Below are 16,871 nucleotides of genomic sequence, written 5' to 3'. Positions count from 1 at the left end.
GAGATGAACATAAGTCGTCTGGTGTTGGGGGTGTTTGCCATTGGCTTAGCAGCGACGTTCTATGTCACTGCGCTTGGCTACCCCGATAAGGCGGCGAACATGCCTCTTATCTACTCGGTCGTCGTGGCCTTGTTAGGCGCGGCGATGGTGGGGCAAGAGATCATCAGTACCCTGCGTCGCCGCAAGGTGTCGGTCGAGGGGGCGGCCACCGCTTCCGATGCTGACCCAGAGGAGACAGCCGTTAGCGAGCAGGAGCACCAACGCAAGCCATGGAAGGCCATGCTGATCTTCCTGCTGGCCGCCGTCTACCTCTATAGCATTTCGATACTGGGGTACCTGGGCGCCACGGTGGGCTTCATGGTCGTGGCCCTGTCGATCATCGGACATCTCTCATGGCGTTTCGCCGCAATCGGTATCGTGTTGCTGGTCACGCTGGTGTGTACGGTTTTCATCGGCTTTTTGGGTCTGCCTGTGCCGCTGCTGCCGCCATTGCTGTCCTCATAACGACATAGTGCGCACTTCTTATCCTCAGCTCGCCTTTATCGGCCCAGCCTGTCAGCGAGTTGGGGGTGGGTGCCTGACGCAGGCTTCTGGAGTCTAGTCATATGGATAACCTTGTTCTGGTGGGCCTGACCAACGTCATCTCGTTCACCAATATTGCCCTGATTCTGGGTGGCACACTGCTGGGGCTATTTGTGGGGGCCATGCCAGGGCTCTCTGCCACGATGGCGCTGGCTTTGTTGCTGCCGCTCACCTTCGGTATGGACCCGGCCTCGGGGCTCAGTATGCTGGCGTCGCTCTACGTGGGGGCCTCATACGGTGGTTCGATCGCCGCCATTTTGTTGCGGACGCCGGGCACGCCTTCGGCGGCGGCGACAGTGCTTGATGGCTATCCGTTATCGCAACAGGGTCAGGCTGGCAAGGCGTTGGGGGTCTCGATCTTCGCGTCTTTCATCGGGGGTCTGATGAGCGGTATTGCACTGCTCACAGCAGCGCCTCTACTCGGTGTGCTAGTACTCAAGTTCGGCCCGATCGAGCTTTTCGCCATTGCCGTACTGGGTATTACCATCATCGGCTCGCTGGCCCAGGGCTCGGTCATCAGCGGTCTGCTTTCCGGGGCCCTGGGGCTGCTGGTGAGTACTGTCGGCATGGACCTGATCACCGGCACGCCACGCATGACCTACGGCATCATTAATCTTTTCTCGGGCATTGAGTTCACGGTGGCGCTGATCGGACTGTTCTCGATCCCCCAGGCGCTCATCCTGATCGAGAATGCGCATGGTAAACAAAAGGTGGCGAGCAAGATCACCGACCGGTTGATTCCGCCACTGGCCGAGCTTCGCCGTTTGCTCCCCAATATTTTCCGCTCCGGCGGCATTGGCATCATTACCGGTCTGATTCCGGGAACCGGCGGTGATACGGCGAGCTGGTTCGCCTATAACGAGGCGAAACGTTTTGCCAAGGACAAGAGCCGTTTCGGCAAGGGTGACATCGCTGGGGTGGCCGCCCCTGAAGCCGCCAACAATGCGGTGGTCGGCGGTGCCCTGATTCCCACGATTGCCCTGGGCATTCCTGGCAGTTCCTCCACTGCGATTCTGCTGGGTGCTCTCATGGTGCAGGGCATCCTGCCCGGCCCCAATCTGCTCACAGATTATGGCGATGTTACCTACACCCTGATCTGGGCGGTCATTTTCGCCAACATTGGCTTACTGCTGGTGGGTCTTTTGTTTACCCGCCTGTGCGTGAGTGTGACGCGGATCCCTGACAGCTTTGTGGCCTGCTCGATTATAACGCTGTGTGTGATTGGTGCCTTTGCGATTAACAACAGCCTGTTCGAGGTAGGGATGATGCTCGGTTTTGGGCTGTTCGGTTACTGGATGAACAAGGCGGGCGTGTCGCCAGCGCCGATGGTGATCGGGCTGATTCTTGGGCCGGTCATGGAAACCAGTTTCCAGCAGTCAATGCTGATCGGTCAGGGCAATCTGGGCATCTTTTTGACCAGCCCTATCGCCGTTGTGTTGCTGTGCATTGCCGCTTTCTCAGTACTGCAGGCGACCCCGTTTTTCCGCTGGCTGCGGGGAACGCTGAGAAGCCGTACTCAGCCGGAATGACCCAAATCTCAATGTAAGGATTTACCATGACAACGATAACTGACGTACGAGCTCGGACGGTCAATGTACCGCTGGATAATCCCACCAGCTTTTCCAATCGCCAGGTACTCAAGCGCGATTACGTGCTGGTTGAGGTGGTGGGCGATGATGGCCATGTGGGCATTGGTTTTTGCTATGGCGGCAACAATGCGGGTTCGCTGGTGGCCAATGCCGTCAGGGAACTGCTCAAGCCGGTGCTGATCGGAGCGGACGCCCATTCGACCGAGGCACTGTGGCAGGCAATGTATCAGGAATCGCTGCTGCATGGTCGCTGCGGTTCGGTAATGCGTGCGATCAGTATTCTGGATACAGCGCTTTGGGACCGAAATGCCCGGGCCGCGCAACTGCCGCTTTATAAATTCCTGGGCGCAAGCGACACGCAAAGCGTGCCAGCGTATGCCAGCGGGGGTTACTACCTGGACGGCAAGACCCCCGCGATGCTGGGTGAAGAAATGGCCGGCTACGTGGCGAAGGGGTTCAAGGCGGTCAAGATGAAGGTCGGCCGCGAAGACTTGGCTGGCGAGGAAGCGCGACTGGCGGCGGTGCGCGAGGCAGTAGGCCCCAATGTGCAGGTAATGATGGATGCCAACAATGCCTGGCGGGATCTGCCGTCGGCGCTGGCCTTTATGCGCATGGCCGAATCGTACGCCCCTTTCTGGATCGAGGAGCCGTTCAGCCCCGATGATATCGACAACCATCGTCGCCTGGCGGAGCGTACGCCGGTGCCGGTCGCCACGGGCGAAATAGAGGCGGGCCGCTGGCGCTTCAAGGAGTTGCTGGATAAGGAAGCGGCAATGATTCTGCAGACCGATGCCGCCGTATGTGGCGGTATTACCGAGTTTCGGCGCATCGCCGCCACAGCGGCCAGTTACGGTGTCGACATTTACCCGCACTGGTTCCACGACCTGCATATTCACCTGGTGGCGTCGGCACCCAACGTGTCCATGGTCGAGTTCTTCGCTGACGATCAGGTGCTTAACTTCAGGCGCCTGGTGGATACACAGTTGCAGTTTGCCGACGGCCAACTGTTGCTGCCCACCGCTCCGGGACTTGGCTTCGGCTTTGATCAGGCGGCGCTTGAGCGCTATGCCATCGAACCCTGGCACTAACCGTCTTACAACAAGGAGAATGTCATGTCTCAAGTGAGTGGAGACGTCTGGTCACCGGTCATTACCCCCTTCGGCGCCGACCTGGCGCCGGACGGGCAGCGTTTTGTGGCGCATTGCCAATGGCTGGCCTCGAATGGCGTCGGCTTGGCGGTGTTCGGCACCAATTCCGAGGCCAATTCAATGACGGTGGCTGAAAAGCAGGCGTTGTTGCAGGCGCTGGTGGATGGCGGTATCGATCCTGCCCGAGTGATGCCCGGCACCGGCAACTGCGCGATTGACGACTGCGTCTCATTGACCCGCGCGGCGGTGGAGGCGGGCTGTGCCGGTGTGCTGATGCTGCCGCCTTTCTATTACAAGGGGGTCAGCGATGAGGGCTTGTTCCGCTACTACAGTGAAGTGATCAACCGCGTTGCCGATTCACGCCTGCGGATCTACCTCTACCATATTCCGCCGGTCACTCAGGTGCCGCTTTCGCTCGAACTGATCGAACGGTTACGCGATGCCTTCCCTGGCATCATTGCCGGCATCAAGGACAGCGGCGGTGATTGGGCCCACACCCAAGCGTTGACCGAGCGCTTTGCCGGGCAGGATTTCGCCGTGTACGCGGGTAGCGAACGGTTTCTGCTGGATACCTTGCGGGCCGGTGGCGCTGGCTGCATCAGTGCCACGGCCAACGTTAATCCGGCGGCCATCGTTGAGTTGGCACGGCATTGGCAGGAGGGTGATGCCGATGAGCGTCAGCAGCGCCTTAACGTGGTACGCGACCTGTTTGAAACTTATCCGCTGATCCCTGCCATGAAAGCGGCGACGGCGTATTTTTCGGGAATCGACGATTGGCGGCGCTTGCGCCCACCCTTGGTGGAGCTGGACGACCAACGTACCGCTGAACTTATGTCTGCGCTCAAAGCGACGGGTTTCCAAATGCAAGGAGTGGGTGAGGCGCGCCATGGCTGAGCAAATAAAACCGTGGCGGATTGTCGCCGTACGCCGACTCAGCGAAGCCCAGCTTGAGGCGCTTTCCGGCATGGCGGAGGTTGACTACTTCGAGGATGTGGATGCCTCCAATCACGCCGACTTTATGGCAGCACTTTCCAAGGCCCATGGCCTGATCGGCGGTAAGTTGGAGCTCAGCGAGGCGATGTTGGCCAAAGCGCCAGCGCTACAGGTGGTTGCTACTATTTCGGTAGGCTATGACCATTTGCCCCTTGAGGCGCTGAGCCGGCGCGGCATTCTGCTCTGCAATACACCGGATGTGCTGACCGAGACCACCGCCGATACGGCGTTTGCGCTGATCATGGCGACTCAGCGGCGTCTGGTCGAGCTTTCCAATCTTGTCCGTGACGGTGGCTGGCAGGCCCATATCGGCCCCGAGCATTTCGGCGTTGATGTGCACGGTAAAACCCTGGGCATCGTAGGCGCAGGGCGGATTGGCGCGGCGATTGCCCGGCGCGGGGCACTGGGCTTTGGCATGCCGATCCTGTACACGGCGGCATCGCCCAAACCGGCGCTCGAGCAGGAGCTCGGCGCACAGCGGCGTGATCTTGAGGCATTGTTAGCCCAAGCGGATATCGTCTGTTTGAGCGTGCCCTACAACGCCGACACCCATCACCTGATTGACGCCGATGCCCTGTCCCTTATGAAGCCGACGGCGGCACTGGTCAATGTGGCAAGGGGAAAAGTGGTGGATGAACCGGCGTTGATCGAGGCACTACGCCGCGGTCGTATTCGTGCCGCAGGGCTCGATGTGTTCGCCGAAGAACCATTGCCTGCCGACTCACCGTTGTCCGCCATGGACAATGTGGTGGTTGCCCCGCATATTGGCTCGGCGACCCATGAAACGCGTGACGCCATGGCGCAACTGGCCGTCGATAACCTGGTGGGTGCGCTGGTTGGCAGTGGACCGCTTACCCCCGTTAATGAGGATGTCTGGCGACGGACCTTCTCTGAAGCCCAGGAGACATAATGCCCCGACGATTGGACCATATTCTGAGCCTGGATGATTTCGAGCGGGCCGCCAAGCGGCATTTACCGCGACCGCTGTTTGGCTATGTCGCGAGCGTCGCCGAAGACGGCATGACCGCCCGCGCCAGTCGTGATGCTTTCGATCACTACGTGTTTCTACCGCGGGCGCTGGTCAATGTGGCCGATGTATCGACGGAAACCGAGCTCTTTGGTTGCCGCTACGCCTATCCGTTTGGCATTGCCCCAATGGGGATAAGTGCCCTGACGGCCTATCGGGGCGATCGGGTGCTGGCGCGGGCGGCGTCAAACGCTGGCATTCCCATGATCGTCAGCGGTACCTCGTTGATTCCTATGGAGACCTTGGCAGGGTCGAATGGCTCAGATTGGTTCCAGGCCTATCTGCCCGGAACGCCAGAGGAGATTGATGCCCTACTGGCGCGTGTCGAGAAGGCCGGATTTAGCAATCTGGTGATCACCGTGGACTACGCCGTGCCGCCCAATCCTGAAAATCACCGGCGAGCGGGCTTCTCTTCACCGCTGCGCCCCAGCCTCCGGCTCGCCTTGGATGGCCTGGTACGGCCACGTTGGCTATTCGGGACCTTTTTAAAGACATTGTGGTACCACGGCGTTCCGCACTTCGAGAATAACGCGGCAACGCGAGGCGTGCCGGTGCTGGCAAAAAACGTTAACCGGGATTTCTCGGGCCGTCGGCACCTGGATTGGTCAACGCTTGATCGGGTTCGGGCGTGCTGGAAGGGTAACCTGATAGTGAAAGGTATTCTCCACCCAGACGATGCACGACGGGCCGTCAGTGCCGGTGCCGATGGGGTGATTGTTTCCAACCATGGTGGCCGTCAGCTCGATGCCACCGTGGCACCGCTGACCATGCTGCCCGAGGTGGTGGAGGCAGTTGGTGAAGCGGTGCCGGTGATGATCGATGGCAGCTTCCGGCGTGGCAGCCAGGTGCTCAAGGCGTTGTCCTTGGGCGCCAGCTTCGTGTTTCTGGGCCGTCCCTTTAATTATGCGGCCAGCATCGCGGGCGACGCCGGTGTGGAGAAAGCGGTCACGCTCTTGGGTGACGAAATAGAACGCGATATGGCGCTGCTCGGCGTAACAAGCGTCAAGGCGTTATCCGTGGATTTACTAAAGCGAAATGGGTTCTATTAGTTCTATTTAAACTGATGTGGATTCAGTGAAAGTGTTCCATCCATCGCGATGAACCTGCTGGCCTGGCCCATCAGAAACGCGGCGCTCAACGGCGGGGCGCCATGAACGTCAACTGTTTTCCGTATTGCCCCCTGATTTTGTTGACGAGCAGATCAAAGTCTCCAGCGCCTGAGGTCAGCACGATGACCTCGGCTGTCTCCGCGCGCTCCATGACATCGAGCACGATGCCAACATCCCAATCCCCTTTTGCAGAACCGTCTGAACGCTGACTAAAAGGCGTTCACGACGCCTCTGTTGGTGGTGGATATCGCCCAAAACTTATTGTCATCAAAGTGGCGGCCATAGGTTTCGAGCACGTCGGCGTCACCTTTTGCGTAAAGCGTCTGTGTTTTATCCCGTCCCGGGCGGGCAAGGAAGGTGGCGAGGTTTTTAGTGTCAATACAACTTTTAGGTAAATTTTTTCGAATATGAAAAGCGAGAAAAGTACCTTTTTATGGAATGATCATTACATTAGCATGCTAATCACCTAGTGGAGAGCATTTCTCCGTACCAACCCAAGGAGACGTATCATGAAACTCAGGACAACGCTTTCAGCTCTTGTCATTGTCGCCATTCCCATGGTCGCCCAGGCCGACCCGGCCACTGAGCGTGCCATTCAACTGAACGAGCCTCTGAAGACTGGCCAGGTAACGCAACAGGACGCTGATACGTCGGTATCGGTCATGGATTTATCCCAGGATATCGTGAGCGAAGGCGACAGCGCTGCCATGAAAAAAGCACGCGCTAGCCTTAGAACGGAAAATCAGCACGAGACAGATATCCAGTTGAGCGCTGATCAACTGGAACTGGCGCGCGAAGCGACCACCTAAACGCGATCGAATACCGACGTGCTATTTGGCTTATGAGCCTCGGGGCCCCGACACACTGTCGGGGCCTTTTTAGTGTGCGCCAGGCATGGCGCGCAGCGCCTTAACTGGCGCTGTTCCTGGGGGTGGTGCCTCAGGATGACTTGGGGGTGAAAGTCCCCTGCACGCCCGGCAAGGGGAAGTGCTAGCCGACGGCAAGGGTGTCTCCCGCGAGGGGGAATCTGAAGGCAGCCTGAGGCAAAACGCTGGCCTGACGAATAGGAAGCGGATACGAGGCGTTATGGCGGGGTGAGGTGGCACTAATCACTAAAGCCCGATACTTGCACGGAACGTCATGACGTAAATCCGACAGGCATAAGCGGGAAGGTCGCGCGTCTTACCCTGGGAGGTCTGGTGGTCTGCCATGGTGCTACCGGCGTCGAGAGGCGACGGGATGGACCACCAGACGTCAGCAGAGGCCATAGTAAGTGCCGGTTCACTCCGGCACCAAGGGCCGAACATGAAGAACCGCGAGTAGGCGATAACGTCTCGAGGATCGATCATGAAGACAGAAACTGACGCTAACACCGTCACTCACCCAGAGGGGCAGGGGCAGTACCCTGAGCCCCAGCCGGTGAGCGTCGAGACGACCCCGGCGTCGCTATCGTGGACGAAAGCGGAGCCAACCTCGCTCATGGAACGGGTCGTTGACCCGGAGAACATGGAGCGAGCTTACCGTAAGGTGGTTGCCAACAAAGGGGCACCGGGTGTCGATGGCATGACAGTGCATCAATTAGCCAACCACCTAAAGCAATACTGGCCAACGCTGCGCGAGCGGCTGCTGGCCGACGAGTATCACCCAAGCCCAATCCGAGCGGCCACGATCCCCAAGCCTAAAGGCGGCGAGCGGCAACTCGGCATTCCTACGGTCACAGACCGACTGATCCAGCAAGCGCTGCTGCAGGTGCTCATGCCTATCTTCGACCCGATGTTCTCCGAGTCGAGTTACGGCTACCGCCCCAAACGCAACGCCAAGCAGGCCGTCTCGTCCATGAAGGCCCACGTTACCGCCGGCCACCGCTGGGTGGTCGATCTCGACCTGGAAGCCTTCTTCGACCGAGTGAACCACGACCTGCTGATGGCACGGGTGGCGCGACGCGTTGACGACAAATGCGTGCTGCGCCTGATCCGCCGCTACCTGGAGGCAGGCATATTCCAGCACGGCCTGCCCACACCGAGACGCCAAGGAGCGCCTCAAGGTGGGCCCCTCAGCCCGCTGCTGGCGAACATCCTGCTGGACGATCTGGACAAGGAGCTGGAACGCCGAGGCCACCGCTTCTGTCGCTACGCCGATGACGTTCAGGTGTACGTCAAAAGTCGACGAGCAGGCGAGCGTGTCATGGACAGCTTGAGTGAGTATCTCGAGAGTTCACTCCGGCTGACGGTCAATCGCCGCAAAAGTGCGGTGGATCGGCCGTGGAAACGCGGCTATCTAGGCTACAGTCTCACTCGGCACAATCAGCCGAAACTGACGCTAGCCAAGACCAGCCTGAAGCGTATGACGCAGCGTGTCCGGGAGATCCTGAAGCGTGGCAGGGGGCGTAACATCCAACGGGTAATCGAAGGGTTGAGGCCAGTCCTACGAGGATGGGCCAACTACTTCAGCCTCGTTGATGTAAAGCGCCCGCTGGAAGCGCTGGATCAATGGATACGCCGCCGCTTACGCGGCCTGCTCTGGCGGCAATGGAAGCGCCCAGCGACCCGGCGGCGGAAACTCCGAGGCCTAGGTCTGGACGCATACCGAGCTTGGAAATCGGCGGGTAATGGGCGAGGCCCCTGGTGGAATGCCGGGGCATCGCACATGAATCAGGCCCTGCCGAGGAAGTGCTTTTATGACCATGGCCTAATCTCGATACTCGATACGGTAGGATGGCTCAAACGTTGTTCATGAACCGCCGTGGTACGGAACCGTATGCCCGGTGGTGTGAGAGGACAGGGGAGGTAACTCCCCTTCCTACTCGATTTACGAACTCATGAATCAAAGCACCATGGCGTTCATGGTTTGCTACTCTGCCCGCCACTTGCTCGACGAGCCCCATCTGGTCACCGCCGCCTCGGCTGGCTCGCGATGGTGGCCATGCCAGGTTCCAGCCGCTGCATTCAGCGGCGCTCAGTGCCCCCATCAAGCGCGCGAAGAGAGTTGGTTCGAGCGAGCAGGGGGCCAACGCTCAGGGCGGTTGCTGTAATGCAGGCCTGGGCACTCACAGCGAATCGCTAGTCTTTGACTACCATCCGCCTGAGCAGCAGGGGCAGCAGCAACATCAGTAGCGTGATACGTAGCAGGTGGTGAGTGGTAACAAAGGCAGGGTCGATACCCAAGCTCAGTGCAACCAGGCTTAACTCCGGGGCACCGCCGGGCATGTAGGCGAGCAGCGCTGCCGCGGCGGAATACCCGGTGAGCAGGTGGCCTGCCCAGGCCGCGATAATGGCGAGAAACAACAGTACCAGGGCCTGAATGACGGCCATCAGCAGCGCCATGCCCACCGCGCCAAGCTTGGCGCCAGCAAAGCGCACGCCCACGGAGATACCGATGATCACCTGGGCGAACGCAATGATCGCCGGGGGCACCGCGGCGTGGGTGAGGCCGGAGAAGTGCAGTACCCCTGAAACCAGCGCCGGGCCGAACAGCAGCGGGCTGGGCAGCCGAAGGATCTTGCCCAGCCATACGCCGCTGATGCCCGCCGCCAACAGCCAGCCGATATCTATCGGGGTTGGCATCCATAGCCACTGTGACAATGCGGGCGTGGCACCGCCAATATCGACATGGCCGATAAACTGCAGCGCAGGCGGAATGGCCACCAGCAGCACCAGGATACGCACGGCGTGGGTAATGCCGATAATGCGTAGATCGGCCCCGGAGGAGAGCGCCATCCCCGTCACCGTGGAGACCCCGCCAGGCACGCCAGAGTAGAGCGACGTCTCCCAGGAATGCCCGGCCACGCGGCAGGAGAACCAAACCGAGAAGGTCATCATTACCGCCGTGGCGATCAGCATGACGGCAAGGCTGATACCCCACAGGCTGGCGTCTCCGGTCATCTCTGGTGTGAACGCTGAACCGAGCATGACCCCAATGACCACTAGTACCCCCTTGCGCCCCCTGCGCGGTGACTCAAGGGGGACGCCCGCCAGAGAGGCCACGGTGGTGGCGATCATGGCGCCCAGTAACCAGGGGAGGGGAAGTTGTAGCCAGTAAGCCAGCCCACCGCCGACAATCCCGAGCGCCAACGTCGGCAGAAAACGACCCAGCGAGCCTATCCGTGCTGCCAGCATGGCTTTCAATCTCCTTTTAGCGTTAAAACCCCGGCAGTTGAGAACATCTGCCGGGGCGGTCGTGTCGAGCGATCGGCGTTTGGCTTTTCGTCAATCAGCGTCTGGCCGCAAGCATCTTTGGCACTGCCCAGGGCAGCACCAGCAGCAAGGCAGCGGCTATCCACAGCCCCAGTGAAATACCCGACTGCCACAGGATGCCGACATCACCCCCGCTGATGGACAGCGCGCGGCGCAGATTCTGCTCCATCAAGCCCCCCAGCACGTAGCCAAGAATCACGGGGGCCAAAGAGAACCCCAGCTTGCGCAGCAGGTAACCAAACACGCCGATGATCAGCATCAGGTAGATGGCAAACAGGTCGGAGTGCAACTGGTAGACGCCGACGAACGCCAGGATAGCAATGGCGGGTACCAATACCCAGCGCGGGATAGTCAGCACGCGGGCAAAGACGCCAGCCAGCGGGAGGTTCAGCATCAACAGGACAATGTTACCGATGTAAAGCGAGGCGATCAGGCCACCGGCCACTTCCGGGCGCTCGGTGAACATCATCGGTCCTGGGGTGATGTTGTAAAGCATCAGCGCGCCCAGCAATACGGCCGTGGTGCCCGAGCCGGGAATGCCAAGCGTCAGCATGGGCACGAAGGAGCCCACCGCGGCCGCGTTGTTGGCTGACTCTGGTGCTGCCAGGCCGCGCATGTCGCCCTTGCCAAAGGTATTGTCCTTGTCGGAAAGGCGCTTTTCGGTAGTGTAGGAGACGGCGCCCGCCACCGACGCTCCGGTCCCGGGGAGAACGCCGATGATAAAGCCGAGCAATCCCGACCGGCCGATAGCACCTTTACACGCGATAACTTCCTTGAGGGTGACAAAGACACGACCCAGCGGCGGGAGCTTGCCGTCGTCCTCCGAGCGGTGAGCATGCTCAAGCATCAGCAGAATTTCGCTGATGGCAAACAGCCCGATGATCATCACCACAAAGTCGATGCCGTCATAGAGCTCGGGCAAACCGAAGGTATAGCGCAACACGCCGCTGCCGGAGTCGATACCCACGGTGGCAATCAGCACGCCGAGCACCGCGCCAATGGCGGTCTTGATAGGATCCTTGCCCATCATCACCGACATGGAGGAGAAAGCGAAGATCATGAGCGCAAAAAATTCGGCCGGGCCGAACATCACCGCGACTTCCGCCAGCAGCGGTGCGAAAAGTGTCAGGCCGATAATGGCAATGGTGGCGCCAATGAAGGAGCTAACGGCCGAAAGGCCTAGCGCGGGGCCGGCAAGCCCTTTCTGTGCCAGCGGGTAGCCGTCCAGGGTGGTCATGACCGCACCGGCATCACCGGGCACATTGAGCAGGATGCTCGACATGCGTCCGCCGTATTCGGCGCCGGTGTAGACGGCGGCCAGCAGGATCAGCGATGACTCCGCCGGCAAGCCGAGGGTGTAGGCCAACGGCATCAGAATGGCGATGCCGTTGATCGGGCCAATACCCGGCAAGGCCCCGAACAGGGTGCCCAGCAGGGCGCCAAGGAAGGCCAGGCCCAGGTTGAGAGGGGTTAGCGCAACCCCGAAGCCGTCGATCAGGAAATCGAACATCTCAGCGATCCTTTAGATGAAGCTGGCGAACAAGTAGCCAGAAGGCAGACTGATGCCGAGGGCGGCGGTGAACAGAAAATAGCCGACAATCGACATGACAATGCCGGTGATCAGTGCCTTACCCCAGGTGGCATCAAACAGCCGCGCCAGGGCGGTGACGACCAGCATCGATGAGACGATGAACCCCAGCTGTCTGAACAAGACGGCGTAGACCAGCAGTAAAACCAGCACCAGTAACAACCGGAGCGCCAGTGTCTTGTGCGGCCAGCTACCGTTGTCGCCGGGCCTTAAGATCATGACCAGCGATAGTAAGGTCAGCAGAATCGACAGCCCCAACGGGAATGCCTTGGGGCCGACGGGCTCATAGCTGAAAGGTATCTCCAACTGAACGGCCTGAACGGCGATAAACGCCGCCAGACCGATCAGGGCAATACCCAATACTCGGTCGGCGGCGATGCTCATTGCGTCAGACCCACTTCTTCGGCCAGCCCTTTGAACTCGGTAACCTGTTCCTTGACGTAGCTGTCGAAGTCGTCACCGAAGCGTGACATCGGGAAGAGACCACGCGCTTCACGCAGTTCTGCAAAGACAGGGTCTTCTGCCAGTGCCTGCATGCGCTCGATCCAGGCCTGGTAGGCTTCATCGCTGACCTCCGGCCCCATGTAATAGCCACGCCAGATCGGCCATTCCACGTCGTAGCCCTGCTCGGCCGCGGTAGGGATGTCGGCGTAGGGGCCACCCATCCGCTCTTCGGAAAGTGACGCCAGTACGCGGATCTTGCCGCTCTCAAGCTGAGACTTGAGTTCCGAGAGGTCGCCGGTGAACACTTGAATATGGTCACCGAGCAATGCCGCCAGGGCCTCGCCGCCACCCTCGAAGGCCACGTAACGCAGATCCCTCGGTGACATGTCCCCGGACTTGGCAATCAAGGCCGCCTTCATCCAGTCCTGGCTGCCCACGGTTCCGCCAGCGCCGAAGGCAATCTCGTTGGGATTTTCTTTGAGATCGGCCATCAGCTCTTCGAGATTTTCCCAAGGGGCATCGGCACTGACGACGATCGCGCCATAGTCGACGCCGAGCGCGCCCAGCCAGCGGACTTCATCAGCGTCGTACTGGCCAAACTTGCCAAGCGCCAAGTTGACGGCGGCACCTGTGCTGGCGGCAACGATCAGGCCAGGGTCATCGGTACGTACACCGTTGACATGGTTATAAGCCACCGCGCCAATGCCACCGGGCATGTAGCTGACCATCATCGGCTTGTTGATCATGCCGGTATCCTGCAGGCCGTTGGCGGCCAGGCGGCAGGTCAGGTCGTAGCCACCGCCGGGCTTGGCTGGCGCGATGCACTCGGTGGATTCCGGGATCGTCTGAGCGTGGGCCTGGCCCATCAACATTGCACTGCCTAGGACGGCAAGGCCAGAGGCGCGGCGAAGGATTGGGTTGATCTTCATGACGAACTCCTGTTCTCTTGTTGTCGTCGGGCGCGGGGAATGTCCGAGCCCGGTCATACCAGATGACAGTCGCCATGTTAGGCAGGCAACCTTTCACCAACCTGTCATCTTTCCAATACTGTTCTGAGACTTTAGTTACATGCGCCTAATCATCGTGGAAGACGATCCGATGATCGCCCGCTCGCTGGACAATGCGCTTGCTCGTCTGAGCAATACCGTTGATGCCTTCACGCGCGCCAGCGAGGCGCGTACGGCGTTGCAAAATGACGCTTTCGATCTTGTTTTGCTCGACCTGGGGTTGCCTGATGGCGATGGTCTTGAATTGCTGAGGGAATTACGCGAGCGAGGTGACAGGACACCGGTGCTGATCCTTACGGCTCGGGACGGTATCGACGATCGCGTCCACGGTCTCGATCTGGGTGCGGATGACTACCTTGCCAAGCCGTTCTCGGTGGCAGAGCTTGAAGCCCGTGTGCGTGCCTTGCTACGGCGCAGCCAGCAGCGCAGCGATAATCGACTGAAATACGGCCCTTTATGCCTGGATCCCACGGCGGGCGTCGCGACACTCGATGGCACAGTGCTTGAATTGCCCCGCCGTGAGCTGCGCCTGCTTGAAGGGCTGCTGCTACACGCGGGCAATATCGCCCCGCGTGAGATGCTTGAAGGGCGAGTGTTCAGCTTCGGGGACGTTGGCTCCAACGCACTGGAAGTTTACGTGAGTCGGTTGCGCAAGCGACTTCAAGGAAGCTGTCTGCGTATCCGAACCTTTCGTGGCCTGGGCTATCGCCTTGAGGAAGCGCCCAGGTGATTCACGTTCAGGGCACGCTAAAAGCGCGTCTGGCTATCTGGCTGCTCGTCATGGTCTCGGGGCTCGGTACGCTACTGCTGATGGAGGCTTATTATTCCACCCAGCGCGCGGCCGAGCGCGCCTATGACAGTCAGCTTGAAGCGGCTGCACTGACGACCGCCGAGTCGGTGCAATGGGAAGGCAGCGAACCTGTCGTCAGGATTCCGCCCGCTGCCCTGCAAATTCTGGCAACCTCTCATCAGGAACGGGTCTTCTACGCCGTGCTCGATCCTGACGGACGACGTATCTCGGCCAACCTCGATATCCCCATCCCCAGGGCAGGGCGTGACAAGGCGGCCATCGAGCCCACCTGGCTTGATCTGACGCAGGCGGGTACCCGCTGGCGGTTGCACGGGAGGGAATACGACTCGGCGGGATGGGACATTCAGGATCCCGTGCAGATCTGGGTGGGGCACACGGTCAGTGGGCGTCAGGCATTGGCAAAAGAGCTGTTTGATCGAGCGGTCATTCGATTTATCGCCATGGTGCTGCTGGCAGGCATCCTGATGCTGTTGGCAATGCGAGTGGCATTGAAACCGATGCGCCAGTTGCGCCATCAATTGCGGCAACGCACCGCCGATGACACGCGGCCCCTCAATGGCAATGTGCCGGAAGAATTGCGTGAAACGGTCGAGGCGCTTGATACGCTGTTTACCCGCCAGCGCGAGAGCCGCGACAACCTGTTGCGCTTCACGGCGGACGCCAGCCATCAGCTCAAGACTCCGCTGGCGGGCCTGCAGAGTACCAGCGAGCTGGCTCTGCATAGCCGCGACCCTGATGAGTGGTATCGAGCCCTGTCGGATGTGCACGACGGGGCGAAACGCACCAGCCGCCTTGCCAGCCAGCTGTTGAGCCTTGCGCGCCTGCGCCATATTGAAGAAGCTGACGAGCTCAAGCCGCTCGACCTGAAAACGACGCTCCATGACACCGTGCTGGAATGGGCCCAGCGCGAGGTGGCGATGAACCACGACCTGGGGCTGGACGAGCTGCCTGCCGGGCCTGCCATGATACGGGGCCAAGCCTGGGCCCTCAGCGAGCTGCTGGGCAACCTGATCGACAACGCGCTGCGCTATACCCCCGCCGGTAGTGAGATTACCCTGGGACTCAAGACCAGCGACGATCACATCGTGCTCTATATCGAGGATAATGGCCCCGGGGTGGAGCCCGACGTTCGTCAACGGATGTTTCAGCCCTTTGAACGCGGCGGACGCCAGGATACGCAGGGGTCAGGCCTCGGTCTGGCGATTGTGGATTCCATTGCGCAACGCCATGAGGCCGATTTGCAGGTCAAAGAGATGCAACCGCATGGGCTTCGGATTGAGTTGCACTTTCTGGCGATAAGAGGGGAACCCTGATGCACCGCCTTTGGCTGATGACGGCCCTGCTGGTTGTCTTTTTATCATCCTCTCAGCGTTTGCAAGCGATGCCGCTGGTGGTGGAAGCCGCCTTGGATCGGCAGGTCGTCGCGCCTCTTTTGGCGGCTTTCGAGCAGGCCCACCCCGCTATCGAGCTCATCTACCGTGATCGTTCCACATTGGAAGTCAATGACTTGATAGCGACAGCGGAACCACCGCCCGACGTGGTGATCAGCTCCGCCATGCCCTGGCAGATGAACCGGGTGAACCAGGGCTATGCCCAACAGCTGGATTCGGCACAGGCCAGTGAATGGCCCGACTGGGCCAAATGGCGGAATGAGCTGTTCGGCTTCACCTTCGAGCCGATCGTCATGGCTTACCGGCTTGATCTAGCGCGCCACATCCTGCCACCGCAAACGCATGCAGACCTTCACACACTGCTAAGCGAACAGCGTGAGGTGTTACAGGGTAAGGTAACCACCTATTCCCCGTCAGAAAGCGGTATCGGTTATACCCTGTTCCAGCAGGATGCCCGTTATACCGACAGGTTCTGGGATCTGGTGACGGTACTGGGGGATGCCGACGCCGAGCTCGAAGCCAATACCCGCTCGATGCTGGAGGGACTGACGGAGGGACGCTACTGGCTGGGTTATAACCTGCTGGGTTCCTATGCCATGGTGTGGGCTCAGGAAAATCCCGAGGTGATTGTGCAGGTACCTCAGGACTATGCCCTGGTGATGATGCGAACCGGGTTCATCCACCGTGATGCGCCGAATCTGCGGGCAGCTCAAGCCTTTATGAACTTTCTGCTCAGCCGGGATGGTCAGCGTGTATTGGCGGCGCAAACACCGCTGTTCAGCGTGCGGCCAGATGTGGTCGGGCCTTACACCGCTCAACGCTTGCGCGATCAGGTCGGCGATCGTCTCTATCCCATCACCCTTAACGCCTCGGTGCTTGCCTTTGTCGATGCCCTACGTCGGGATGCGTTTATGGCACGGTGGCAGCGTGAGTTTAGTCGCTATCAGCGCGGCGATGATTAATGCACTGTTATGCCGTTTTTGTTAACG

18 protein-coding genes are annotated in these 16,871 nt (G+C 59.9%); 12 read left to right on the top strand and 6 right to left on the bottom strand.

The window, feature by feature from the left end:
* Positions 1–3 precede the first annotated feature (3 nt).
* The 6 genes from IT895_RS17225 to IT895_RS17200 all read left to right on the top strand — a co-directional run bounded on the left by IT895_RS17225 (position 4) and on the right by IT895_RS17200 (position 6,388).
* Positions 4–504, top strand: a complete 501-nt coding sequence (locus tag IT895_RS17225) for a tripartite tricarboxylate transporter TctB family protein (protein ID WP_085919652.1) — start codon at positions 4–6, stop codon at positions 502–504.
* A gap of 101 nt (positions 505–605) precedes the next feature.
* Positions 606–2,111, top strand: a complete 1,506-nt coding sequence (locus IT895_RS17220; protein WP_066320954.1) for a tripartite tricarboxylate transporter permease — start codon at positions 606–608, stop codon at positions 2,109–2,111.
* 26 nt (positions 2,112–2,137) lie between these two features.
* Positions 2,138–3,259, top strand: a complete 1,122-nt coding sequence (locus IT895_RS17215) for a mandelate racemase/muconate lactonizing enzyme family protein (protein WP_199284167.1) — start codon at positions 2,138–2,140, stop codon at positions 3,257–3,259.
* Between the two features lie 24 nt (positions 3,260–3,283).
* The gene (locus IT895_RS17210; protein WP_199284166.1) at positions 3,284–4,213 is read left to right on the top strand and encodes a dihydrodipicolinate synthase family protein; all 930 of its coding nucleotides are present in this window, start codon (positions 3,284–3,286) and stop codon (positions 4,211–4,213) included.
* Positions 4,206–5,222: a 2-hydroxyacid dehydrogenase gene (locus IT895_RS17205; protein WP_085919655.1), complete on the top strand. Its 1,017-nt coding sequence runs from the start codon at positions 4,206–4,208 to the stop codon at positions 5,220–5,222. The genes IT895_RS17210 and IT895_RS17205 overlap by 8 nt, the downstream gene beginning before the upstream one ends.
* On the top strand, positions 5,222–6,388 hold the full coding sequence (locus IT895_RS17200; protein WP_199284165.1) for an alpha-hydroxy acid oxidase: 1,167 nt from the start codon (positions 5,222–5,224) through the stop codon (positions 6,386–6,388). The genes IT895_RS17205 and IT895_RS17200 overlap by 1 nt, the downstream gene beginning before the upstream one ends.
* 85 nt (positions 6,389–6,473) lie before the next feature.
* On the opposite strand, the gene IT895_RS19580 is transcribed toward IT895_RS17200, so the two are convergent.
* Positions 6,474–6,611 carry an NYN domain-containing protein gene (locus IT895_RS19580; RefSeq protein WP_325073166.1) on the bottom strand — a complete coding sequence of 46 codons (138 nt, stop codon included), beginning with the start codon at positions 6,609–6,611 and terminating at the stop codon, positions 6,474–6,476.
* A 346-nt stretch (positions 6,612–6,957) separates the two neighbouring features.
* Between IT895_RS19580 and IT895_RS17190 the strand changes: the two genes are divergently transcribed.
* A complete protein-coding gene (locus tag IT895_RS17190) occupies positions 6,958–7,257 on the top strand; it encodes a hypothetical protein (protein WP_085919657.1) in 300 nt (99 codons plus the stop codon).
* 303 nt (positions 7,258–7,560) lie between these two features.
* On the opposite strand, the gene IT895_RS17185 is transcribed toward IT895_RS17190, so the two are convergent.
* Positions 7,561–7,797, bottom strand: a complete 237-nt coding sequence (locus IT895_RS17185; RefSeq protein WP_199283555.1) for a hypothetical protein — start codon at positions 7,795–7,797, stop codon at positions 7,561–7,563.
* Here IT895_RS17185 and ltrA point away from each other — a divergent pair.
* On the top strand, positions 7,796–9,184 hold the full coding sequence (ltrA, locus tag IT895_RS17180) for a group II intron reverse transcriptase/maturase (RefSeq protein ID WP_199283554.1): 1,389 nt from the start codon (positions 7,796–7,798) through the stop codon (positions 9,182–9,184). The genes IT895_RS17185 and ltrA overlap by 2 nt on opposite strands.
* Before the next feature lie 82 nt (positions 9,185–9,266).
* The gene (locus IT895_RS17175) at positions 9,267–9,479 is read left to right on the top strand and encodes a hypothetical protein (RefSeq protein WP_199284164.1); all 213 of its coding nucleotides are present in this window, start codon (positions 9,267–9,269) and stop codon (positions 9,477–9,479) included.
* A 28-nt stretch (positions 9,480–9,507) separates the two neighbouring features.
* Here IT895_RS17175 and IT895_RS17170 read toward each other — a convergent pair whose 3' ends face one another.
* The 4 genes from IT895_RS17170 to IT895_RS17155 all read right to left on the bottom strand — a co-directional run bounded on the left by IT895_RS17170 (position 9,508) and on the right by IT895_RS17155 (position 13,602).
* Complete coding sequence (locus IT895_RS17170) at positions 9,508–10,563, bottom strand: AbrB family transcriptional regulator (protein WP_199284163.1); 1,056 nt, start codon at positions 10,561–10,563, stop codon at positions 9,508–9,510.
* A gap of 94 nt (positions 10,564–10,657) precedes the next feature.
* Entirely contained in the window at positions 10,658–12,151 is a 1,494-nt protein-coding gene (locus IT895_RS17165) for a tripartite tricarboxylate transporter permease (RefSeq protein WP_085919658.1), read from the bottom strand.
* Between the two features lie 12 nt (positions 12,152–12,163).
* Positions 12,164–12,613 (bottom strand): tripartite tricarboxylate transporter TctB family protein, encoded by a 450-nt coding sequence (locus IT895_RS17160; protein ID WP_085919659.1) that lies wholly within the window; start codon positions 12,611–12,613, stop codon positions 12,164–12,166.
* Positions 12,610–13,602, bottom strand: coding sequence for a Bug family tripartite tricarboxylate transporter substrate binding protein (locus tag IT895_RS17155; protein WP_085919660.1), 993 nt, complete (start codon positions 13,600–13,602; stop codon positions 12,610–12,612). Before IT895_RS17155 ends, IT895_RS17160 begins: the two co-directional genes overlap by 4 nt.
* A gap of 139 nt (positions 13,603–13,741) precedes the next feature.
* Between IT895_RS17155 and IT895_RS17150 the strand changes: the two genes are divergently transcribed.
* From IT895_RS17150 to IT895_RS17140, 3 genes are read left to right on the top strand one after another with little or no spacing between them, the layout of a single operon-like run.
* Entirely contained in the window at positions 13,742–14,410 is a 669-nt protein-coding gene (locus tag IT895_RS17150) for a response regulator (protein WP_085919661.1), read from the top strand.
* The gene (locus IT895_RS17145) at positions 14,407–15,804 is read left to right on the top strand and encodes a sensor histidine kinase N-terminal domain-containing protein (protein WP_199284162.1); all 1,398 of its coding nucleotides are present in this window, start codon (positions 14,407–14,409) and stop codon (positions 15,802–15,804) included. The genes IT895_RS17150 and IT895_RS17145 overlap by 4 nt, the downstream gene beginning before the upstream one ends.
* Positions 15,804–16,844, top strand: a complete 1,041-nt coding sequence (locus tag IT895_RS17140) for an ABC transporter substrate-binding protein (protein ID WP_199284161.1) — start codon at positions 15,804–15,806, stop codon at positions 16,842–16,844. Before IT895_RS17145 ends, IT895_RS17140 begins: the two co-directional genes overlap by 1 nt.
* Positions 16,845–16,871: the final 27 nt, after the last annotated feature.

Source organism: Halomonas sp. A40-4 (assembly GCF_015767635.1).
GTDB classification, from domain to species: Bacteria; Pseudomonadota; Gammaproteobacteria; order Pseudomonadales; family Halomonadaceae; genus Vreelandella; species Vreelandella janggokensis.
The sequence above is the reverse complement of the archived record's forward strand: the minus strand, read 5'-3'. Positions and strand labels throughout refer to the sequence as shown.